This window comes from Colwellia sp. 1_MG-2023 (assembly GCF_030546755.1).
Lineage (GTDB): Bacteria > Pseudomonadota > Gammaproteobacteria > Enterobacterales > Alteromonadaceae > Thalassotalea_H.
The window spans coordinates 71,741-86,888 of record NZ_JAUOPE010000013.1 but is presented as its reverse complement, the minus strand read 5'-3'; the positions used below and the strand labels follow the sequence as shown (position 1 = coordinate 86,888).

The following is a 15,148-nucleotide window of genomic DNA, read 5'->3' as shown; positions in this document are numbered from 1 at the left end:
TGGATAGAATCGTAATACAAAACAAATGAAAGGGTGTTTTAATGATCCTCAATAATAAAACAAATAATAAAAATAAATTATTTTTATGGGCGCTCACATCATCTTTAGCGGGCTTTCTATTTGGTTTTGACACTGTGGTTATTTCAGGTGCCGAGAAAACCATCCAATCTTTATGGGGCTTATCGTCAACCCTTCATGGTTTAGCGTTAAGTGCGGCGTTATGGGGAACAGTATTAGGAGCACTATTTGGTGGTTGGCCTACTGATCGTTTTGGTCGCGTTAAAACATTGGTCGGTATTGGAATACTTTATTTAGTTTCGGCGATGTGGTCAGCATTAGCGACAGATCCTTATTCTTTTATGGTCGCTCGCTTTATTGGTGGATTAGGGGTGGGGGTTTCAACTATTGTCGCACCTTTATATATTTCTGAAATTTCACCTGCGGATAAACGAGGGCGTTTAACGGGCTTGTTCCAGTTTAATATTGTCTTTGGTATTCTTGTGGCATTTATTTCTAATGCGATGTTGGGCGGTATTGGTGAAAATGCGTGGCGTTGGATGCTTGGCGTTGAAGCTATTCCTGCTGTTATTTATTGTGTCTTTTGTTTTTTCTTGCCGGAAAGTCCACGATGGTTAATTGGAAAATGTAAAAATATTGCTTCGGGTAAGCAAGTGTTAGCTCAAGTGAATCCAAACATGTCTGCCACGGAAATTGATGACTTAACTCAATCAATTGTCAATTCAGCTAACACGGTTGGTGTTAAAACACCGTTTTGGAGTCAGCGATTAAAGTATCCTATTATTTTGGCGTTTTTAATTGCTTTTTTTAATCAGTTATCTGGTATTAACGCTATCCTTTATTTTGCTCCTCGAATTTTTGAAATGACCGGGTTAGGGCAAGAAGCTGCACTATTGCAATCTGCGGGTATAGGTATTACTAATCTTATCGCGACATTAGTTGGATTATGGCTAATAGACCGTATTGGCCGAAGAACGTTACTCTATATTGGCTCTGTCGGTTATATATTAGCGTTAGGAACATGTGCGTGGGCGTTTTCTAATGAAGTATATGCCATTGTTCCCTTTTGTATTTTCTTCTTTATTGCAGCACACGCGGTTGGACAAGGAGCCGTAATTTGGGTGTTTATTGCAGAAATTTTTCCAACTGAGCATCGAACTACAGGGCAATCTCTTGGCTGTTCAACCCATTGGGTTTTTGCTGCTATGATGACCTTGTTTTTTCCAACGGTTGTGGCGGCATTCTCGGCACAATATGTTTTTGGTTTTTTCTGTTTGATGATGATAGGCCAACTTATTTGGGTATTTATTATGGTGCCAGAAACGAAAGGTGTGCCTCTAGAAGAGTTACAGAAAAAACTCGGTATCTCTTCGCATAATGAAAATGATATTGAACCAAATACAAAAATAGTAGGACACTAGTTCATGAATAACGCTTTTAATATTGTTGGTATTGGCGAAGTTTTGTGGGATGTATTTCCTGATGGCGCTCGCTTTGGAGGTGCACCTGCTAATATGATTTGTGCCATCAATGATTTATCGGGTGCAAAGGCCAAAGTTAGTATGGTAAGTGCGGTGGGTGATGATAAGTTAGGTCAAGAGGCGATTACTTACCTAGCCAAACGACAAATAAACGTAGAATTACTCGAGAAAGTAACCTACCCAACAGGCACAGTAACGGTCATGTTAGATGCCTCTAATCAAGCCAGTTACCATTTTGCTGATAATTGTGCTTGGGATAACTTGGTTTGGTCAGAACAGCTCGCACAAACCGCATGTTCGGTTGATGCCGTTTGTTTTGGCAGTTTGGCGCAACGCAATGCCTGCTCTCGCGATACTATTCAACGCTTTATTAGCTCAGTACCACATGAGGCGTTAAAAGTGTTTGATGTAAATTTAAGAGCCCCATTTTATTCTAACGAAGTGATCCTTGAATCACTTCAATTAGCCAACGTTTTAAAACTTAATGAAGAAGAATTACCTTTTATAGCCAACCTCGTTGGGATTTCAGGTGATAATCGAGATGTACTCAAACAGCTAAAACAACTTTTTGATTTAACTACTATTGCCTTTACTCAAGGAGCACAAGGCGCGGTGTTATTGCACCTTGATGAAACGATAGAAGTACCAATTGTACCGACAACTGTCGTTGATACAGTAGGGGCAGGCGATTCATTTACCGCTGCGTTAACCTTAGGTTTACTGCAAAACAAACCGCTTAGTGAAATCGCTGATTTTGCCAGTCTTGTTTCATCTTATGTATGTTCACAGCGCGGAGCAACTCCTTCATTAACGCATTTATAGATAATATTTGATTGTAAATAGGATTAGAAAATGAATTATTTAAGTGATCAATTTTTGTTACAGCATTGCCAAGAAATATTAGATTTTTACACGCCTCGCGTTGTGGATGAACAAGGGGGATATTTTCAAAATTATTATGATGATGGGGAAACTTTCAACGAACAACATAAACAGTTGGTCAGTAGCACTCGCATTATTGTAAATTACGCTTTAGCGTCACAAGTTTTTGACAAGCACGAATATGTTGAGATCTCGAAACACGGGTTAGCCTTTTTAGAGACAGTGCATTGGCAAACCAGCTCTCAAAGTTATGCTTGGACATTAACTGATAATAAACCTAACGATATGACGCAACAAGCCTATGGCTATGCCTTTGTCTTGTTAGCTTATGCAGCAGTAAGAAAGGTAGGTATTATTGAAAGTGATGAAAAGCTGTTAGCTACTTATGACTTGTTAGAACAACGGTTTTGGCAAAATGATTATGGATTATATGCCGATGAAATTAGCCCTGAAGGCGTGTTGAGTGATTACCGTGGTCAAAATGCTAACATGCATTTATGTGAGGCAATGTTAGCGGCTTATGAAGCAACCAATAATCAAAAATTCTTAACTCGCGCTAAGTTATTAGCTGAAAACATTGCGGTAAAACAAGCCGCTCTCACAGAGGGCCTCGTATGGGAGCATTTTACCCCCAGTTTTGCACCTGATTGGGATTACAATAAAAATGATCCTAAAAACTTATATCGACCTTGGGGTTTTCAACCCGGTCATCAAACAGAATGGGCTAAATTATTACTGATCTTAAATCGTCACGCACCCGACACTTGGTTAGTAGAACGTGCTATTGATCTCTATGAACGAGCCTTTAGTTTAGCATGGGATAATCAATATGGCGGCTTGATTTATGGTTTTGATCGTCAAGGAAATTGGTGTGATGATGATAAATACTTTTGGGTACAAGCTGAAAGTTTTGCAACAGCAGCGCTATTGTATAAAGAAACCAATGAAGAAAAATACGTAGAGCAATATACAAAGCTTTGGCAATACTGTGATGAACATTTTGTCGATCATCAACACGGAGCGTGGTTTAGGCTGTTAAATCGTGATAATAGTATAGTTTCAAATGAAAAAAGTAGTGCTGGCGCTAAATGTGATTACCATACGTTAGGGGCTTGTTTTGAAGTGCTAAGAGCGTTTGGTCAAAGTAGCTAAGTAATGACTATGGCTGTTCACACCATTTCAAATCAATTGCTAAGATGTAAAGTTAGTGAACAAGGTGCCGAGCTTAAAAGTTTGGCATCTACCATCAATCATGAAGAATACATTTGGCAAGCAGATCCCGCTATTTGGGCTGGCTCTGCTCCTATTTTATTTCCAGTTGTTGGTCGATTAAACGGTGGGAAATATCGTTATCAAGGAAAAGACTATTCACTACCGATACATGGATTTGCTCGCGAACAATGCTTTAATTTACACCGAAAAACAGCTTCATCGCTTACCTTGAGGTTACGAGATAATCAGCAAACCTTGTTATTATATCCATTTAAGTTTCAGCTTGATGTTACTTTTACTCTGAACAAAAATAGTTTATCTGTTACGTATCTAGTGAAAAATCTAGGTAAAACTGATATGTACTTTAGTTTAGGATCGCATCCTGCTTTTACACTACCGCTTTCGGCATTTAAAGAGGAAAAGTGCAGTGTACTATTTTCTGAAACTGAAGATTGTTTTTGTCATTTAATTAAGCAAAATTTGTTATCAAATACCGTTTACCCTGTTGATATTAAAGCGCGAAAGTTAATAATAAAATCAAACTTATTTGCTCAAGACGCGTTAATTTTTAGCGATGTTAACTCGTCACATGTCACTTTATTAGTCGATGAAAAGCCCAGATTGTCATTAGATATCGGCTCCAATAAACACCTAGGGTTATGGGCAAAACCTAATTCACCTTATGTGTGTATTGAGCCTTGGCTGACAACTGATGAACAGCAAAATTCGCCAAAAGCGCTTGAAGAAAAGCCTGATTTTATTTGCCTTGCCCCAGAAAAAGATTTTTCGAATAACTATCAAATTAATATTCATTAATTTGGACGAGGGGTTAGGTTTACTTGTGTTTCGGTATACTCATATATTGGCTTGCTCGTGTATTAAGGTTTTTCAATGGGCAAAAGCGGAGAGGTTAACAATGTTCCTTTTGCCATGTATAAATCATCATAATAAAGCCCGCCGTTTCCATAGGGTTGCTTTGCGGGCCCTGTATTACAGTTCATCATAAAGTAAATTAATGGCATTTCTCGTTTCATACGAAAGGCAGCATTTTTATACACCAATGTTTGTTGGGTGAATTCGCCTCCTTTTAAATATACATCATAATGTTGCCCACCTTGCTTTTTCAAAGCATTGTTAACAACAAACCAAATTTCATACCAGGTATTTTCTTGTGCTGGTTTAGCTGAGCGCTTATTTTCATAATTTTGAATATTACTATAGCCATTATCAGTTTTTACCATAATGGTGCCGTCATTCTTAAAGCCATTCGATTCATATTTATCGGTGATACGAATACTTGACTCAAGGGCATTGTAATCGTGTTGAGCGATCCCTTGCGCATCTAAATTACTCAAACCAAACACATGATTATTAGGAAAGTATTCTACTTTTATACGTAGGTAAAATGTAGATATCTCGCCCACAGAAACTGCGTTTGGTAACGGTCGAAAGGTTAATGCTTTACGATTCCCTAACACGCCTTCAGCCGCTGGCTTTTTTAATAGCACAGTGTTACTAATTTCTTTTTGTAGCTCTGTTACTTGAGGATTTTCAATAAAAGGAGACGTGTCATTGCGCGTGTCTTTTTTGTACCAATGTTCATGCTTTTTTTCATTTAACCGATTATTTAATTGTTCGCGTTCGAAATTATCAATGAGGATCCAAGCAGATTTATCAGAATTTTGGGGTGATACAGCTTTACTGACAAATGAGATCACAACAAAAATACTTATGGCTATGATCATTAATATACATTTATACATGGATTAATCCCGAATATTTACTATAAGCAATGACGGTTAATTGAAATATTACATTATTCTTTATTAGTCATAAGTCAAAGGATAATGGTTCAAGGTCAAATAATAAAAATTAAAGTTTTGCTATTACAGCGCCTAGTTGAGTTGATGGTGTTTGTCGTATCAAGGTTAAACTTGCTTCAATTTGCTCGCTTATTTGGCTGTTTAGCAGTAAATCATGGGCATTTATCGCATCAATTGATAAAAAGCTTTTAACGACTGTAGCAATATCTTCACTGAGGAGGCCTGTGGTTTGATAAAATGTGCTAGCCATTGGATCTGATAATTCCTCTTTGTTTTTAACGGTTTTACAAATAAATTCAAACCAACAAGCTAAAGCAAAACAAAGCATTTTAGTCGAACGGCCTTGCTCAAGGTTATCGCGAATAATTGGCAATAAACGTATTTGAATTTTTTGTGAGCCATCACAGGCAATTTGTGCTAATAAATGTCGAATGGCAGGGTTTAAAAATCGTTGAATGATATCATTGCTATATTTTTCAATATTTAATTCAGTTGGAGGGGTAAATGAACCGATAATTTCTTGTTGCGCTAGCTTAGTTATAAATTGTTTAAAATTTACATCACTCGTAACATCAAAAACCGTTTCGTAACCTGCCAACGATCCTAAATAAGCTAAAGTAGAATGCAAACAATTGAGTAGCTTGAGCTTTGCTTTTTCAAAACCTTCCACATCTTGGGTAAAAATAACGCCAACTTTCTCCCATTCAGGTCGTTCGCCCTGCCAATCGTTGGAAATAACCCATTGGGTAAATGCTTCTCGTTGAATTGGCCAGTTATCTTGGCAGCCGATTGCTTTTGAAACAGACTCAACCGTATAAGCTTCTGTTTTAGGTGTAATGCTATCAACCATGGAGTTTGGAAAGGCAACGTGCTTTTCTATCCACAGTTGTAATTGTGGATCTAATTTACCGGCGTAATCTAATACCGCACGACGAAGTTTGTCACCGTTACCCGAAACGTTATCACAACTTAATACATTGAAAGCAGGGATGTTATCTTGTTTTCTTATTTTAAGTGATTCAACAATAAAGCCAATGGCACTAACGGGAGATGAAGCGTTAGCAATATCATGTTTGATATCATCATGGTTGAAATCTAATGAGCCATCGGCAGCTAAACAGTAGCCTTTTTCTGTGATCGTTAAGGTAATTAATTTTGTCGTTTCAGCTGACATACGTTGTAGTACTAGGTCACGCTGCTCGCTAGCAATTAAAATTTCTTTAATAGCGCCTACTATTTGATAACGAATGTCTTTATCTAAAATAGAGACAGTATAAAGGTTGTCTTGTTTACTTAAAATATCTTGCGCGGTTGCACTGCGTAAAGAAACGCCACAGATCGCCCAATTGCCACCAAATTGGTTCATTAAATTTTCGGTATAAACGGCTTGATGCGCTCGATGAAATGCGCCAGGACCTATATGAACTATACCAATCTGAGTATTTTCACGATTATATCGTGGTAGCTCTATTGGGTAAGGAGACGTGTTAGCGGTTTTCATTATGTCGGTTAAATTCATCAGTGGAAATTCCATTAATCGATTACTTTTATCGCAGCAATAGCTAGTCTTTAAAAGCGAAACAAACTCTATTTACTGTACAAGTGTGATATCCATAATAAACAAACAATAGTGGCCTTACCATTTATTTTTTAGGTTTTTATTTTTTATATATAAGGTAAATGAATGAGGCTTTATTGTATCTATCTGTATTTTCTTGGTATTTAAACGTTTTTCTTATTTTTCAGTTTGATTTTATTCATGCCTACTAAAAAAATAGCGAATAATTATTGGACTTACCAATAATTGGTTTGCTATATTTGTTCCAGCTAACAAAACGCAATAAAAAATAGCATCTAACGAAACTAATTGGTAAGGCCTGATCTATTTATCTGCATAGTACGTTAAAACAGAGACCCATTAAAAATGGCAAAAAAGTTACAATTACACGCTGATAGGTTATTTTCTTCAAATGAAGAAATACGCAATATTGCACGTACTTTATATCGAAGCGTAAAAGATTTACCTATTATAAGTCCTCATGGTCATACCGATCCTGCATGGTTTGCTCACGATCAAAACTTTGACAATGCTACTGATTTATTAATCAAACCAGATCACTATGTCTTTCGTATGCTATATAGCCAAGGGATCACCTTAGCGGAACTTGGTATAGAAACCATTGCAGGCGAATCGACTGAAACCGACAACCGTAAGATATGGCAGTTGTTTGCTAAGCATTACTATTTGTTTCGTGGTACCCCTTCAAAAGTATGGTTAGATACTGTTTTTGCTGAAATTTTTAATATTGATGTCGTGTTATGTGAAGAAACGGCTGATTATTATTACGATACAATTAACGCGTTATTAAAAACAGATGCTTTCAAACCAAGAGCTTTATTTGAACGCTTTAATATTGAAATAATTTCTACTACAGAATCACCGTTAAATGATTTAGCACATCATAAAACAATCAATGCGAGCGACTGGCAAGGTAAAGTGATTTCTGCTTATCGACCAGATCCTGTTATTGATCCTGAGTTTGAAGGCTTTGTTTCAGCAATTAAATACTTTGGTGAAATCACCGGTGAAGATACCTCAACGTTTTCAGGCTATTTATTAGCACATAAAAAACGACGCGCTTATTTTAAAGCAACAGGGGTTACCTCAACGGATCATGGTCATCCAACCGCAAAAACAGCTTATCTGGAACGAAGTGATATCGAAGCTTTGTATCAAGTTGTCATTTCTGGTCAAGCAAATGCTGAGCAAGCGGAATTATTTCGGGCACATATGTTAACTGAAATGGCCGGCATGAGTGTTGAAGATGGTTTAGTGATGCAGTTACATCCTGGAGTTTCACGAAATCATAACCAAGATGTTTTTACTCGTTTTGGTCGTGATAAAGGAGCTGATATACCTGTGCAATGTAGTTACACCGAGCAATTAAAACCATTGTTAGATAAGTATGGCACTCAGCCAAACTTTACCTTTATTTTATTCACTTTAGATGAAACAGCCTATTCACGTGAGCTTGCTCCTTTAGCAGGGCATTATCCTTGTTTACGTTTAGGACCACCTTGGTGGTTTCATGATAGTCCTGAAGGAATGAGACGTTTTCGCCAGCAAATGACAGAAACAGCAGGATTTTATAATACGGTTGGCTTTAATGACGATACTCGCGCATTTCTCTCTATTCCTGCTCGCCATGATGTTGCAAGAAGAATGGACTGTAATTGGCTGGCAGAATTAGTTTCTGATCATCGACTAACACTTGATGAAGCTCAAGAATTAGCGGTGGATTTAGCTTATAACTTAGCGAAGAAAGCGTACAAATTATGATCACAGCTAATCGTGTTTAATTACAAATATTTAATAAAAAACATAGACAAAAAATAATAAAGGATAGGAATTTTATCATGCGTGAAGCTTGGAGATGGTTTGGGTCAAATGATCCTGTTTCAATTAATGATATTCGTCAAACCGGTGCTACCGATATTGTTAGTGCTTTACACGCCATTCCAACCGGAGAAGTTTGGCCGTTAGCCGATATACAAGCGCATAAAGCATTAGTTGAAAAAGATAATACTGAAAACTCTTCCTTAGTGTGGTCAGTAGTAGAAAGTATTCCTGTTCATGAAGACATTAAATTAGGCCGAGATAATTGTCAGCCTTATATCGATGCTTGGATAGGGTCGATGGAAAACTTAGCAAAGTGCGGCATTAAAACCATTTGTTATAACTTCATGCCTGTTATCGACTGGACACGTACTGATTTAAAGTATCAATTACCAAATGGTGGTTACGCGTTACGATTTGACCAAGATAAATTTGCAGCTTTCGATTTGTTTATCTTACAACGAGAACATGCTGAAGCGGACTATAGTGCCGATGAGCTTGCTAAAGCAAAGGCTGTCTTTTCAACAATGACTGAAGATGACAAAGCCTTGCTGACTAAAAATATTATTGCAGGCTTACCGGGTAAAATGACCGACGCTTATAATATTAGCGATTTTCGTGCGGCATTATCGCAATACCAAAATATCAGCAAAGATATTTTAAGAAAAAATCTTTTCAACTTTTTATCACAAATATTACCAAAAGCCGAACAATTAGGCATGAAGCTAGCTATTCATCCTGATGATCCACCAAGAGATATGTTTGGTTTACCACGAATTATTTGTACGGCTGAAGATTTAGAGATTCTATTTGCTGCCCAACCCAATCCAGCTAACGGTATTACTTTATGTGCGGGGACTTACGGCAGTCGTCCGGATAACGATTTACCTCAAATGGCGAAAGATTTTGGTGCTCGCATTCATTTTGCTCATCTTCGTGGTGTTACCCGAGATAAAGATGAACAACGCTCTTTCTATGAAGCTGAGCATCTAGAAAGTGATGTAGATATGGTTGGTGTGATTGCCGCTTTGTTAAAAGAAGAAAAATCTCGAAAAGGCGCAGGTGAAATTTTTATTCGTCCTGATCATGGCCACCAAATTCTGGATGATATTAATAAAAAAGGTAATCCAGGGTATTCATGTATCGGTCGCTTAAAAGGGTTAGCAGAAATTAGAGGCGTAATAAAAGCGTTGAAAGCAGTGGGTTAAAAGATTCAAAAATTGATGTGATCATTTTATTGAAATCGCAATAAATGGTGATGGATTCTTTACTAATAAAAATTGGAATGTGTACTATGTTCAGTGCTAAAGTTCAAAATAAAATAAATAAAGATCAACCGAGTCTAGTAAAAACTTTTTTAAAAAATGAATCAATATTAAAAAAATTTTTACGCCGTTTTACCTCATGTAGCCATGAAATTAACGATATTACTCAAGAAACAATATTACGTGCACTTCAAGTAGAGAAAAATCGCACGATAGAAGAGCCTAAAGCGTTCTTATTTGGTATTGCTAAAAACGTGGTGCGTAAAAACTTAGATAAAAAATCAAGATCTTTGATAGATTTTATAGAGGGTTTCTCTTTAGAGAAGTACGTATATAATGAACCCACTATCGATGATTGTATTGATAGCAAAAAACGAATGTATATTTTTTGGGAAGCTGTTTCTACATTACCTTTACAATGCCAACGTGTTTTTGTACTTAAAAAAGTTCATGGTTATTCTCATCAAGCCATCGCTAATGAGCTAGATATTTCAATAAGTACAACAGAAAAACATGTGGCTGCAGGCTTATTACGCTGTAATGATTATATGGAAGCATACCTTAATAATGACGCTCAAAATGAGCTTAAATTTATGAAGGTTAGCAGCAACTCTAGCTATTAGCTCTAAAAATATCACCCTTTATATTTGAGCATTGATGTTATGGCGATTAAACCGCATAAATTTAGAACACAAAATATCACCACCGAAGCTTGTGAATGGATTGCCAAACTTGAAACGGGCGATTTATCACCACAAGATCGCGCAGCCTATAAAGAATGGATGAGTAGAAGCCCAGCGCATTGTCAAGCAATCAAAAAAATGGCTCAACTTTCTAGCGACATCAATATTATTGCCAATATGGCTGATTCATTAGAAGAATCAGTTTTATCGATTAAACCACAGAAGATGCTGGTTAAAAGCACACCATTCTTTACTTATCCTTCTTTTGCCGTAGTAGCTTTTGCGATGATAGTTTCGTTTAGCTATTTATATGATTTCTATAAAGACGTCACTAAATATCCTTATCTGATCACAACCAATGTCGGTGGCTTTAAAGAAACCATGTTGTCAGATGGCTCGAAAATTAAACTTAACACTAACAGCCAAGTAGAAGTTGATTATAATGCTGATAAAAGAAAGATCCGCCTGATTAAAGGCGAAGCATTTTTTGATGTTAGCCATAACCCAAAGCGGCCTTTTATAGTCATGGCAAAAAATAAAATTGTTCGTGCGGTTGGCACTGCATTTGGTGTACGTCTTAAAGAAAAAAGTCTAGAAGTTTTAGTTTCTGATGGTCGAGTAGAATTAAAAGAGGTTGCTCGTTTAGCACAAGAGTTAACTTCATCGCAGATCAAAGATGCAGACAATACAAAACTACCAGATTTAACACCCATTGATGCATCTTCATTGGTATTTCTTGATGCGGGCCAAAGTATTTCTCTATCTGAAGAAAACAATAAGGCAAATATCAATTTAAAAACAGAACGAGAAATTGTCAGAGAGCTTTCTTGGCATGAAGGTTTGCTAGATTTTTCTAATACTCCTTTACCAGAAGTAATTGCTGAAGTTACTCGATACACTCCTTTAAAAATTGAGATAGTTGATGCTGAATTAAATGAACTTGCTTTTGGCGGCATCATACCTACAGGCAGAACTGAAGCACTTTTTGAAGCATTGTCATTTTCATTTAATATTGAAATTGAGTATGTAAACAATACCCTAGTGCGACTACATAATAAAAAAAGTTAATTAAATTCAATTAATTAAAATTTTTTTAAAAAACTTATCAATTCAACTAGCGGTTTTTTAAGGTTCATGGAACTTACCTTATAAGACCGTAAAATAGTATTACGGAATTGCAATGATAAAAACAATAAAGGTTATTTGGGGAGTGATAGGCTTTACGTTTTGTATGGTTTTATCGGTAAGCGTTAATCAGGCGCTCGCAGAAGATAAGTTTGACCTGCAAATCGACGCTTTGCCTGTGGCAGATGCGTTAAAAAGTTTATCTTATCAAACAAAGTATCCGGTTTTATTTCAAACCAATGATGTTAATGCAATTACCACTAATGCTATTTCAGGAAGTTTTACCTTACAGCAAGCATTAGCAGCTCAGTTAAAAGGCACATCTCTTTCAGGCGGTCTGACGAAAAGCGGCGTTATTACTATTTCGCAACATTCGTCAATTAAAACAACAAATAATGAAGGAATAAATGTGAAAACTATAACTAAAAATAAACGTTTCAAAAATTCTACTATTGCAACCGCCATCGCGAGTAGTCTTATGTTGTCAGCTGGGGGACATGCAGAGGAAACAACCACTCAAGATCAAATAGAAGTCATTGAAGTTATTGGTTCGTTTAGAGGAAGTCTAAATGATGCTTTAATGTCTAAACGAGAATCAACAACAACCAAAGATGAAATCTTTTCAGAAGACATGGGGAAATTCCCAGATTTGAACTTAGCTGAAGCCATTCAACGAGTGTCAGGGGTAGCTATTCGACGTGATAATGGTGAAGGGGTCTCTATAGAATTACGGGGATTAGGTTCAAACTTTACTAATACGCTTTTACATGGAATGCCGATAGCAACGGCCGCTAATGAAGACCGTGGCGCTTCTTTAGATATATTCCCATCTGAGTTGTTTACTCGAATCAGTATTGAAAAATCAGCGTTAGCTAGCCAATCTGAAGGTGGGATCGCAGGAGTCATCGATATGCGCAATGCCAGACCTTTTGATTTTGATGGCGAGTTTAATATTTCTACCTCATTACAAGGTGGTTATAACGATTTATCAAAAGAATTGGATCCGCGTGGTCATTTAATGGCTAGCAAAACGTGGGAAGTTGATGGTAACCGTTTCGGTTTTCTTGCTGGGGCTGCGTATTCTAAACGTTATGTTCGCGTTGATGGCTGGGAATCACAAGATTATGGCTCTCGTGCATCAGGCACAGTTAGAGGTTTTCAATTTGCTAATGGCAACCGTTCAGGCATGCAAAGTAGTACTTGGGATACGGTTACCAACGATCCAAATGATCTGATAGAAGATGATTTTACTAGCGGTGAATTGGAACAAGTAATGTTTCCTCGTTTACAACGAACCGATCTGATTTATGGTGATCGTAAACGATTAGGAACTGTTGTCGCCTTTCAATGGGAGCCTGCTGATAGCGGCTTTAACTTAAGCCTAGATTGGCTACATTCAGAATTAGATGATTTGACTTACCGTGAAAATTTTGACGTTGAATTAAGAAACTCAACACAAACTGATCCTGTTAATATTACGGCTGATGCGAATGGTTATTTGTTAACCGGTACCATGGAAAATGTTAACCGTCGTTCAGAAAGTCGCCAATTTTTTGATTATCAAGAGTTTGATCAGTTCGTGCTAGAAGCATCATGGCAAGCTACTGATCTTTTTACCATAAGTGCTAAAGCTGGTTATAACGAATCGGCTTATGATGAACGAGGTATAACGTATCTTCATGCGATTCAAGGGACAACTGCGACCATTGATTACACGCAAAACACTGATATCCCGAGTGTTATCTCAAATGTAGATATCTCAAACCCAGATAATTATGTGTTAAATAGTATTCGAGTTGAACCGGAAGACCGTGATACCGCCAATACTAATTTCAACTTAGATTTCGAATACGGACATTCCATGAATAACATCAAATTTGGTATCGCATATACCAAATATGAATACACGAATTACCGTAATCGAGCGAATCATAGTGCAGAATGGTTTGCCGACCAGTTTGCTTCTGGCTCAGTTCCTATAGCTGGAGAAGCTAGTAAAAATCAACCCTTTGACGATTTTTCTGCCAATTTAGGCCGACCTAACGGCGCCGTTTTAAATTGGCAAGTCACTGATTGGGATAAAATGAATGATTTATTAGTAGGTGGTAGCCAAGGGTTAATGGAATTGGCGATGGCTCAAGAAATTTACATCCCTTCATTAGAAGAAGTAAATATTGCATACTATCTTGAAGTCAATAATGCCTTTGATTTTCTTGATAGAGAAATGCGTACCAATGCAGGGGTACGTTATATAGAAACCTCTCAAGAAACACGTAATTTCTCTAATGGATCTGAAATATTTATCGATAGAGAATATGAAGATATTTTACCTTCTTTCAACTTGGCTTGGGATGCTACGGATGAAGTTGTATTACGTTTTTCAGCTGGTAGAACGTTGACACGTCCACCTCTAAGTGAATTAGAAGGTTCGCTTAATTTTTATAGTGATTATACGGTTTCTGGTAATAACCCTTATCTAAAACCTTATTATTCTAATCAGTTTGATACCGGTGTTGAGTGGTATTTTGCTGATGAATCTATTTTAGCATTTAATTTCTTTTATAAGAATATTACCGGCTTCTTAGAAACAAGAATTACTGAAGGTGTATTCTCAGAAGTAGGTGTTGATTTAGATTCATTAGATCCGGATATCTTTGCTGGAACAACACCTGACACAGCGGTAACCTTTGAAGTAGATGAAAACTCTACTGAGCCGAGAATCCTTAAAGGGTATGAAATCGCGTTTCAAATGCCGTTCGATGATTATTTACCTATCGATGGCGTAGGTATGATGGCCAACTACACTTTTGTTGATTCATCAGATGTTACATACAACACATCTGTTGGGCCACTTATCGATTCTGTGGTTGGACAGTCAGAGAACACGTTCAATTTAGTCGCGTATTATGAAACCAATGATTATTCAGTTCGCGCTTCTTATAATTATCGTTCAGATTTCACTGAAAATGGATGTTGCCGAAATGGCCAACCATTATTAAGAGTGAGAGATGCTCGAGGTCAATTAGATTTCTCAGGCTCATATGCTGTATCAGATAATGTAGATTTGAACATTGAAGTTATTAATGCGACTAATGAAGAACAATATACTTCGTTTGGTCAAAGATTAAATCGTGTTATTGATACTGGACGTCAGCTATTAGTAGGGGTTCGTGCAAATTTCTAGACGTTGAATTTAGCGTAGACTCATTATCATGACTATTTATGATAATGAGTCTATATTGCTTCTAAATATATTTAGATA

At 37.0% G+C, this 15,148-nt stretch carries 11 protein-coding genes; 9 read left to right on the top strand and 2 right to left on the bottom strand.

Features of this window, described 5'->3' with window-relative positions; genetic code table 11:
* Positions 1-41: 41 nt before the first annotated feature.
* From Q4493_RS14480 to Q4493_RS14465, 4 genes are read left to right on the top strand one after another with little or no spacing between them, the layout of a single operon-like run.
* Positions 42-1,439: a sugar porter family MFS transporter gene (locus tag Q4493_RS14480; RefSeq protein WP_303454023.1), complete on the top strand. Its 1,398-nt coding sequence runs from the start codon at positions 42-44 to the stop codon at positions 1,437-1,439.
* 3 nt (positions 1,440-1,442) lie between these two features.
* A complete protein-coding gene (locus tag Q4493_RS14475; protein ID WP_303454020.1) occupies positions 1,443-2,321 on the top strand; it encodes a carbohydrate kinase in 879 nt (292 codons plus the stop codon).
* 30 nt (positions 2,322-2,351) lie between these two features.
* A complete protein-coding gene (locus Q4493_RS14470) occupies positions 2,352-3,533 on the top strand; it encodes an AGE family epimerase/isomerase (RefSeq protein WP_303454018.1) in 1,182 nt (393 codons plus the stop codon).
* A 9-nt stretch (positions 3,534-3,542) separates the two neighbouring features.
* Positions 3,543-4,409: an aldose 1-epimerase family protein gene (locus Q4493_RS14465; RefSeq protein WP_303454016.1), complete on the top strand. Its 867-nt coding sequence runs from the start codon at positions 3,543-3,545 to the stop codon at positions 4,407-4,409.
* A 62-nt stretch (positions 4,410-4,471) separates the two neighbouring features.
* Here the strand turns inward: Q4493_RS14465 and Q4493_RS14460 are convergent, their stop codons facing one another.
* Together Q4493_RS14460 and Q4493_RS14455 are read right to left on the bottom strand one after the other, a co-directional pair.
* Positions 4,472-5,338, bottom strand: a complete 867-nt coding sequence (locus Q4493_RS14460) for a hypothetical protein (protein WP_303454014.1) — start codon at positions 5,336-5,338, stop codon at positions 4,472-4,474.
* A gap of 127 nt (positions 5,339-5,465) precedes the next feature.
* The gene (locus Q4493_RS14455; RefSeq protein WP_303454012.1) at positions 5,466-6,950 is read right to left on the bottom strand and encodes a mannitol dehydrogenase family protein; all 1,485 of its coding nucleotides are present in this window, start codon (positions 6,948-6,950) and stop codon (positions 5,466-5,468) included.
* Positions 6,951-7,340: 390 nt separating this feature from the next.
* Between Q4493_RS14455 and uxaC the strand changes: the two genes are divergently transcribed.
* From uxaC to Q4493_RS14430, 5 genes are all read left to right on the top strand, one after another.
* On the top strand, positions 7,341-8,756 hold the full coding sequence (gene uxaC / locus Q4493_RS14450; RefSeq protein WP_303454010.1) for a glucuronate isomerase: 1,416 nt from the start codon (positions 7,341-7,343) through the stop codon (positions 8,754-8,756).
* A 77-nt stretch (positions 8,757-8,833) separates the two neighbouring features.
* Positions 8,834-10,021, top strand: a complete 1,188-nt coding sequence (gene uxuA / locus Q4493_RS14445; protein WP_303454009.1) for a mannonate dehydratase — start codon at positions 8,834-8,836, stop codon at positions 10,019-10,021.
* Positions 10,022-10,107: 86 nt separating this feature from the next.
* Complete coding sequence (locus Q4493_RS14440; RefSeq protein ID WP_303454007.1) at positions 10,108-10,701, top strand: RNA polymerase sigma factor; 594 nt, start codon at positions 10,108-10,110, stop codon at positions 10,699-10,701.
* A gap of 39 nt (positions 10,702-10,740) precedes the next feature.
* On the top strand, positions 10,741-11,829 hold the full coding sequence (locus Q4493_RS14435) for a FecR domain-containing protein (protein WP_303454005.1): 1,089 nt from the start codon (positions 10,741-10,743) through the stop codon (positions 11,827-11,829).
* A 112-nt stretch (positions 11,830-11,941) separates the two neighbouring features.
* Positions 11,942-15,070, top strand: a complete 3,129-nt coding sequence (locus tag Q4493_RS14430; protein ID WP_303454002.1) for a TonB-dependent receptor — start codon at positions 11,942-11,944, stop codon at positions 15,068-15,070.
* Positions 15,071-15,148: the final 78 nt, after the last annotated feature.

Bases quoted from the DNA above. Each gene is read 5' to 3' on its own strand.
- Q4493_RS14430 (WP_303454002.1), top strand. From the start codon at position 11,942: ATGATAAAAACAATAAAGGTTATTTGGGGAGTGATAGGCTTTACGTTT.
- Q4493_RS14480 (WP_303454023.1), top strand. From the start codon at position 42: ATGATCCTCAATAATAAAACAAATAATAAAAATAAATTATTTTTATGG.
- Q4493_RS14455 (WP_303454012.1), bottom strand. From the start codon at position 6,950: ATGGAATTTCCACTGATGAATTTAACCGACATAATGAAAACCGCTAAC.
- Q4493_RS14435 (WP_303454005.1), top strand. From the start codon at position 10,741: ATGGCGATTAAACCGCATAAATTTAGAACACAAAATATCACCACCGAA.
- Q4493_RS14470 (WP_303454018.1), top strand. From the start codon at position 2,352: ATGAATTATTTAAGTGATCAATTTTTGTTACAGCATTGCCAAGAAATA.
- Q4493_RS14460 (WP_303454014.1), bottom strand. From the start codon at position 5,338: ATGATCATAGCCATAAGTATTTTTGTTGTGATCTCATTTGTCAGTAAA.
- Q4493_RS14440 (WP_303454007.1), top strand. From the start codon at position 10,108: ATGTTCAGTGCTAAAGTTCAAAATAAAATAAATAAAGATCAACCGAGT.
- uxuA (WP_303454009.1), top strand. From the start codon at position 8,834: ATGCGTGAAGCTTGGAGATGGTTTGGGTCAAATGATCCTGTTTCAATT.
- Q4493_RS14465 (WP_303454016.1), top strand. From the start codon at position 3,543: ATGGCTGTTCACACCATTTCAAATCAATTGCTAAGATGTAAAGTTAGT.
- uxaC (WP_303454010.1), top strand. From the start codon at position 7,341: ATGGCAAAAAAGTTACAATTACACGCTGATAGGTTATTTTCTTCAAAT.
- Q4493_RS14475 (WP_303454020.1), top strand. From the start codon at position 1,443: ATGAATAACGCTTTTAATATTGTTGGTATTGGCGAAGTTTTGTGGGAT.